Annotated in this window: 2 protein-coding genes; both read left to right on the forward strand. The window is 60.0% G+C overall.

Going from position 1 to position 7,061, the window contains the following annotated elements; translation table 11 throughout:
• Positions 1-402: 402 nt before the first annotated feature.
• The gene (locus ACTHSW_RS10620; RefSeq protein ID WP_070461294.1) at positions 403-2,148 is read left to right on the forward strand and encodes a ShlB/FhaC/HecB family hemolysin secretion/activation protein; all 1,746 of its coding nucleotides are present in this window, start codon (positions 403-405) and stop codon (positions 2,146-2,148) included.
• Positions 2,149-2,216: 68 nt separating this feature from the next.
• On the forward strand, positions 2,217-7,061 hold a 4,845-nt coding region (locus ACTHSW_RS10625; RefSeq protein WP_440373902.1), incomplete at its 3' end, for a two-partner secretion domain-containing protein.

Raw genomic sequence — 7,061 nt, forward strand, 5'->3', positions numbered from 1 at the left:
CAGGCTAAGTGTGCCTGTTTGTGCCTAAAAGGCGGCCCGGATGCCTGATTATCAGGTATCCGGGGAGGATTAAGGGGTCATTTGGGTAAAATCAGGAGGTATTAGGGGAGAGAAACAGCCGAAAACCTGTGTTTGGGTTTCGGTTGTCGAGGGAAGGGCTTTTTTGCAAAGGTCTCTAACAGTGTTTTACACAACAGCTTAAGAAAAATACGCCGGCAACATCTCAAACACCGCAACCCTTTCAGGCTGCCATAAGGCTTCACAGTATCATTCTTGAAATCTTCAGATACTGTAAACAGCGCCAGATATCTATAGATAAAGTTAAGACATTGACATTTTATCAATGATTTTGTAAAATTTAGTGAGTTTATTTTCAAGTAAAAATATACTGGGTTTAACATTATGTCCGCCATACACACCCATCTGAGTTTAGCTATTTTGGCAGCCTTTTCTTTTCAGGCTGCACTTGCCGATACCATTGAAGAAAGCGAATTCAGACGTCAGGAAATGCGACGCCGGCAGCAGGAGCAGCAGCTGCAGCGCGAAGTCGATGTGCGTTTGGAAGATACGCGGCAAAGTACGCTTACTCCGTCTGCAGCCGAATCGGCCGAATCCCCCTGTTTCCCCATTCATACCGTTACCCTGACCGGCGATGCTGCCGGCCGTTTTCAGTTTGCACTTAAAAAAGCCTTGAAAGAAACCGGCTTCCAATCCGGACAATGTTTGGGTGCGCAAGGCATCAACCGCATTATGGTTGCGGCACAAAACGCCGTTATCGGCCGCGGCTATACCACTACCCGTATTTTGGCCGCACCGCAGGATTTAAACAGCGGAACTTTGGAATTAACCGTTTTGTCCGGCAAAGTGCGCTCGGTTCGCACTGATACTTCGCACAACGACCAAACCCGTGCCGCGCGCATTGCCGCCTTTCAAAACGAAATTCCGTTGAAAGGCGGCGATATTCTGAATCTGCGCCGTATCGAGCAGGGGCTGGAAAATCTCAAGCGCGTACCCACCGCGGAAGCCGATATTCAAATCGTTCCCGCCGATGCACCCGATGAAAGCGACATCATTGTTGCCTGGCGGCAGCGGCTGCTGCCCTACCGCCTGTCGCTCGGTGTGGACGACTCCGGCAGCAAAACCACCGGCAAATACCAAGGCAGCCTGACTTTCTCTGCCGACAACCCTTTCGGCTTAAGCGATCTGTTTTATCTGTCCTACGGCCGCCATCTGGGCCATACCGACACCCATACCGACTCCGAGGGCAAAAAAACCGCCGGCGGCACCCAAAGCTACGCCTTTCACTATTCCGTTCCTGCGGGCAACTGGCTGTGGAGCTGGAACCACAACTACTACCGCTACCACCAAGCCGTGGCGGGTATCAATGAAGTGTACGACTACAACGGCAAAAGCCGTGGCAGCGACATCGGATTTACCCGCCTGCTGTACCGTGATGCGCGGCGCAAGAGCCATATCGGCTTCAAACTGTGGCAGAAAGAAAACCAAAGTTTTATCGATGATGCCGAAGTCGAAGTACAGCGCCGTAAAACCGCCGGTTGGCAGTTGAGCCTAAAACACAAGGAATACATCGGCCGCAGCACTTTGGATATCGGCCTTGGCTACAAGCGCGGCACCGGCATGGCCGATGCCATTGCCGCCCCTGAAGAGGTGTTTGATGAAGGCACTTCGAGAATGAAGGTGATCACTGCCGACATCAGCTATAACCACCCCTTCCAAATCGGCCGGCAGCACTTCGTATATGACACCGCCCTGCATGCCCAGTGGAATAAAACCCCGCTGACGCCTTTGGACAAAATCGCCATCGGCGGTCGCTACACCGTGCGCGGCTTCGACGGCGAAAGCTCACTGTCGGCCGAGCGCGGCTGGTACTGGCGCAACGAAGCCGGCTGGTATTTTCAGGCTGCCCACCAGTTTTATCTGGCGCTAGACGGCGGCCATGTTTCCGGCGACTCGGCGCAATACCTGCTCGGCCAAACCCTAATCGGCGCCGCCGCCGGCCTGCGCGGCCAGTTCAAAGCAGGCGGCAGCCTGAATTACGACCTGTTTGTCGGCAAACCGATTAAAAAACCGCAAGGCTTTAGCAAACGTACCGCCGTTTTCGGCTTCAACCTAAACTATTCGTTTTAACCGGAGAAAACACGGGCACCGCCTGCATTTGGGCTGCCTGTTTCCCATTTCCACACGGACGCAAGAACATGAACAAACACTGCCATAAAATCGTCTTCAACCGCACCCGCGGCATCCTGATGGCCGTAGCCGAGACTGCCATCGGGCAGGGCAAAAGTCCCGGCGAGCGCTCAGGCGGAGAAACCGGTGGCGGTGACGGCAGCCTAAAAACCCGTTCAGGCTGCCGTTTGCATTTGGGCACGCTGACTTTCAGCCTGCTGCTCGGTTTCGGTTCGGCCCTGATTGTGCCCGCCGCCGCTGCCGACATCCAAGCCGACAAATCCGCCCCCAAATCCCAGCAGCCCGTCATCCTGCAAACCGGCAACGGACTACCGCAGGTCAATATCCAAACCCCCACCGCCCACGGCGTATCCGTCAACCAATACCGCCGTTTCGATGTCGACACGCGCGGCACCATTCTCAACAACAGCCATAAAAGCGTATCCACCCGCCAGGCCGGCTGGATACAGGGCAACCCCTTTCTCGCCCGCGACGAAGCCCGTGTAATCGTCAACCAAATCAACAGCAGCGACCCGAGCCGGCTGAACGGCTATATCGAAATCGCCGGCCGCCGCGCCGAAGTGGTGATGGCCAACCCCGCCGGCATCCGCGTCGACGGCGGCGGCTTTATCAACAGCGCAGGTGCCACCCTGACCACCGGCCGTCCCATCCTGGCAGACGGCCGTTTCGACGGTTTGGACATCGGCAGCGGCCGTATTGAAATCGGCGCACAGGGTCTTGACGGGCGCGGTGCCGACTACACCCGCATTCTCAGCCGTGCCGCCAAGATTGACGGCGGCATTTGGGGGCAGGACGTCCAAGTGATTGCCGCCGCCGGCCAAACCGACGCCGCAGGCAGCCTGAAAGACGCCGCCGCACCCCGCACTCCGTCTTCATCCGCCCCCGTCTTTGCCATCGACACCGGCGCCCTGGGCGGCATGTATGCCGGCAAAATCACCCTGATTGCTGCCGATGCCGGCAGCGGCATCCGCAATGCCGGCAAGATTTACGCCGGTGCCGGCGGCGTGACCCTCAGCGCCGACGGAAGACTGGCCAACAGCGGCACCGTCGCCGCCCAAGACGGCGGCACCCTGCGTCTTAACGCCGGCCAAGCCGACAACAGCGGCACCCTTTACGCCCACGGCCAAAGCAGCATCGACAGCAAAAGCAGCCTGAACAACAGCGGCCGCATTCTCAGCACCGCAGAAAACCGCATCCGCAGCGCCCGGATTGACAACAGCGGTCAAATCGACGGCGGCCGTCTGGACATTGCCGCCCCCGTATTGGACAACAGCGGCCGCATCAGCCAAAGCGGCAGTCAGGATCTGGCCGTCGATACCGCCCGCCTGGCCAACAGCGGCCGCATCGGCCTGCCGGAAAACAACAACGGCAACAGTGGAAACAGTAGCGGCAACAACGGCGGAAACGGCAACAACAATGGTTCCCACTCCGGCAACAAGCGGCCGCCCGCCAATAACGGCAACGGCAATAGCGGCAACAGTCACGGCGGCCATACCCAAGTTCCCACTCCTGCCGACGGCCGCATCAGCGTCTCCGGCCGTTTGGACAACAGCGGCACCATCGAAGCGGGCGGCCGCACCGATCTGAACGTACACAGCGAACTGGCCAACAGCGGCCGCCTCACCCTCGGCAGCCTGAAAGCAGACGGCAGCCGTTTCGACAACCGCCAAGGCGACATTCTCGCCCACAGCGCCGACATTCACAGCAGCCACAGCGACAACCGCGGCGGCGCCCTGGCCGCAGGCAGCCTGAAACTGGATGGCACCCGACTCGACAACCGCCAAGGCGCCATCCGCAGCAACAGCCAAAGCGACATCCGCCTTTCAGACGGCCTGAACAACGAACAAGGCGAAATCACCACTGCCGGCAGCCTGAAACTGGCCGCCGACAACATCACCAACCAAGACGGCAGCATCTTGGCCGGACAGGACATCGGACTGGATGCCCGGGTACTGGACGGCAGCGGCACCCTGGCCGCTGGCCGTGATGCCGCCCTCAAACTCAGCGCCGACTTTGACAGCAGCGCAGACATCGAAGCCGGCCGCACACTCAGCATCGAAAGCGGCGGCAGCATCCGCAACCGCCACCGTTTGGCCGGCGGCGCAGCCCTCGACATCCGTGCCCGGCACATCGACAACCGCGCCGAAGGCAAACTGGTTTCCGGCAGCAATACCCGTATTGGCGCCGACACCGTGGACAACCGCGGCCTGATCAACAGCAACGGCCTGACCCGTATTGATGCCGCAGACAGCCTGAACAACATCGGCAGCGGCCGCATCTACGGCAGCCGTCTCGCCCTGGGCGGCGGCAGCCTGAACAACCGCGAAGAAGCAAGCGCAGACGGCAAAAACCAAGCCCCCGTGATTGCCGCACGAGAGCGGCTGGACATCGGCATGCGCAGCATAAGCAACACCGGCAGCGGCTTTGGCCGGATTGAAAACGGCCAAGTACAAACCGGCAGCGTCTCCAGCCTGATCAGCAGCGAAGGCACACTGCATATCGGCGGCCGTTTGAACGAGAGCCATCAGGCCGAAGGCAGGGCCGAGCGACTGGAAAACCGCGGCGCGCGGATTGAAGCAGCGGGAGGCGGGCAGATTGCCGTTCAAAAACTGGACAACCTGAACGCCGGTTTGCGCACCGAAGAATATTTGGCCGACAGCCGCCGCCAAACTGCCTACACCTTTGCCGGCGAGCCCGAACGCTACATTGACGGCGAAGACGGCAACATGAGCCAATACCGAACCAATCTGGTCTTCCGTTTCAACGAGCAGGGCAGACAGAAAAGCGGCAGTACCGAACGCAAATTCGAACGCTCCGACGTATCGGCGGTACGCCGCTACCAATACAGCCTGAACCGTTACCGCCAACGTATCGTAGAAAGCCGTCCGGGCGAAATCCTGATTGGCGGCGACCTGAAAGCCGAAGGCGGAGAATGGCGTAACAGTGACAGCAAAATCCTGATCGGTGGCACATTGTCGGGGCTTTCCAAAGACAAGATTGCCAACCACGCCACCCAAGAGCAGCGGCGTCTGGAAGAAGTCGGCATAAGCGAACATGCGACCTTCGAAAGAAGCCATGGCCACCGAGGCAGGCATCATGTCTATTGGAGAGGTGGTTATGCTTACAACAACCCGAGCGTCAGCACCCACGACTTTGAAAACCAGCTGAGCGACATTCTGCAAAACCAAGGCAGCCTGAACCCTCCTGCCGGCCATGCCGCCGCAGCCGATGCCGCCACCGCCGCCGTTGCCCCTCCGCGCATTAAAAGTCCCGACGTCAGCTTCAGCCTGCCCGAAAGCAGCCTGTACACCGTCCGTCCCGACCGCCCCGGCTATCTGGTGGAAACCGATCCCGCCTATGCCGACTACCGCACCTGGCTGGGCAGCGACTACATGCTCAAAGCCCTGCAAACCGATCCCAACCGCACCCACAAACGGCTGGGCGACGGCTATTACGAGCAACGCCTGATCAACGAACAGATTGCCCGTCTGACCGGCTACCGCCGTCTGGACGGCTACCCCAACGACGAAGCCCAATTCCAAGCCCTGATGGACGCCGGCATCAGCTTCGCCCGCACCCAGCAGCTGACCCCCGGCATCGCCCTGTCCCCCGAGCAGGTTGCCCGGCTGACCAGCGACATCGTCTGGCTTGAAAGCCAGACCGTTACCCTGGCCGACGGCAGCAGCCAAAGCGTACTCGTACCCAAAGTCTACGTACTCGCCCGCCCCGGCGATCTCAACAGTGCCGGCGGCCTCATCAGCGCCGACGCCCTGCAGCTGAATGCCGGCCGCATCGACAACCGCGGCACCCTGGCCGGTCGGCGCATCGTCGATCTGGCCGCCGGCGACATCAGCAACAGCGGCCGCATCGGCGGCAAAAACGTCATACTCGACGCCCAACAACAAATCGACATCACCGGCGGCAGCATCGAAGCCGAACAGCTGCTCAGCCTCAAAGCCGACAACATCACCCTCCAAAGCAGCACCGCCCAAAGCGGCGACTCGCACAACGGCCGCACCACCGTTGACCGTGTGGCCGGACTGTATGTCAGCGGCACAGAAGACGGCCAAGGCCTGCTCAGCCTCGAAGCAGGGCACGACATCAAACTGAACGGCGCCCGCCTGGCCAACCGCGCCCGCGACGGCCACAGCCAAATGATTGCCCGCGAAGGCAGCGTCACACTCGGCACCGTCCGCACCGAAAACCACGAAAGCTACGGCGCGGCAAACGACAAAAACCACCGCCACGTCCACCAAAGCGCCGAAGCAGGCAGCCGCATCGAAGCGCTTGGCAACATCACCGTATCCGCCGGCAAAGACCTGAACATCCGCCAAGGCCAAATCGACAACCAAAGCGGCCGGGTAGAGCTGGCCGCCCGCGGCAATATCGACATCAGCGAAGGCCGCCGCACCCTGGATCTGGACGAATCGACCTACAGCAAAGAGCGCGGTTTGGTCGGCAGCAAAAGCCGGCTGGACCAATACCGGCGCCAACACGACGAAGCAGCCGGCAGCGTGATTACCGGCCGCGAAGTCAGAACGGCCTCCGGCGGCGACACCCGCATCCGCGGCAGCCAAGTCATCAGCGACGAACAGACCCTGGTTACCGCCGCCGGCGAGGTGCGCGTTGATGCTGCCGAGAACCGCTACCAAGATTGGGAAAACCACGAGCGCAAAAAGTCCGGCCTCACCGGCAGCCTGAAAAACGGCGTGGCGATGGCCGGTTACGGTAAAACCCAAACCAAGCTGCAGCAAAACAGCGTATCGTCTGCCGTAATCTCCTCGCAGATAGGCAGCCTGAAAGGCGATACCACCATCGCGGCGGGCGGCAAACTGACTACCGAAGCCGCACAA

It is taken from the genome of Neisseria sp. P0008.S004, assembly GCF_051962755.1.
Taxonomy (GTDB): Bacteria; Pseudomonadota; Gammaproteobacteria; order Burkholderiales; family Neisseriaceae; genus Neisseria; species Neisseria subflava_A.

Bases quoted from the DNA above. Each gene is read 5' to 3' on its own strand.
- ACTHSW_RS10620 (WP_070461294.1), top strand. From the start codon at position 403: ATGTCCGCCATACACACCCATCTGAGTTTAGCTATTTTGGCAGCCTTT.